Genomic DNA, 1,057 nt, shown 5'->3' with positions numbered 1-1,057 from the left:
CGATGCGGTATGGGGTGGTGCCGGGGTCGTTGCATGTGGATGAGCCGTCGCCGATGGTGGATTGGTCGGCGGGTGATGTGCGGCTGGTGACGGAGTCGGTGGAGTGGCCGGCGGTGGATCGGCCTCGGCGGGCGGCGGTGTCGTCGTTCGGCATCAGCGGCACCAACGCCCACGTGATCGTCGAGCAGGCGCCGTTCGCTGTGCCGGCCGTCGCGGAGCCACGGCGGACGGACGTCGTGGTGCCGGTGGTGCTCCACGCCCGCAAGGCGGACGGGCTGGCGCGGCAGGCGGAGAAACTGCGCTCGCACCTGCTGAGCCGCCCCGACCTGGAACCGCTGGACGTCGGGTACTCCACGGTGAGCAGCCGGGCCGTACTGGAGCACCAGGCCGTTGTCGTCGGGCGCGATCGGGAGGACCTGATCGCGGCGCTCGGCGCCGTCGTCGAGCCGGTCGCCCCGGGTTCGGTGGCGTTCCTGTTCACCGGTCAGGGTTCGCAGCGGCTGGGTATGGGTCGTGACCTGCACAAGCGTTTCCCGGTGTTCGCGGAGGCGTTCGACGCGGCAGCGGCGGCGACGGGTTTGCCGGTGTCGGATGTCGCCTGGGGTGACGACGGTGACCTGCTCGGGCAGACCGTCAATACGCAGGCGGTGGTGTTCGCGTTCGAGGTGGCGTTGTTCCGGCTTCTCAGATCCTTCGGTGTCCGCCCGGACTACCTGGCGGGGCATTCGATCGGTGAGATCGCCGCTGCCCACGCCGCCGGGGTGCTGTCGCTGGCGGACGCGGGCCGTCTGGTGGGGGCGCGGGGCCGGTTGATGCAGGCGTTGCCGTCCGGTGGCGTGATGGTCGCGGTCGCCGCCCCCGAGTCCGCGGTGCTGCCCCTGCTGGTCGACGGGGTCGATATCGCCGCCGTGAACGGGCCGGCCTCGGTGGTGCTGTCGGGTGTCGAGGACGCGGTGCAGGCGGTGGTGAACACGCTGGGGGTGAAGGCGACCCGCCTGAACACCTCCCACGCGTTCCACTCGCACCTGATGGAACCGATGCTGGACGAGTTCACCCA

The 1,057-nt window shown here is 71.0% G+C and carries 1 protein-coding gene; it reads left to right on the top strand.

The features are described 5' to 3' along the window. Positions 1–86: 86 nt before the first annotated feature. On the top strand, positions 87–1,057 hold a 971-nt coding region (locus ABZ671_RS32775; RefSeq protein ID WP_357865470.1), incomplete at its 3' end, for an acyltransferase domain-containing protein.

Source organism: Micromonospora sp. NPDC006766 (genome assembly GCF_040636055.1).
GTDB lineage: Bacteria > Actinomycetota > Actinomycetes > Mycobacteriales > Micromonosporaceae > Micromonospora.
This window is presented reverse-complemented; position numbering and strand designations above follow the sequence as displayed.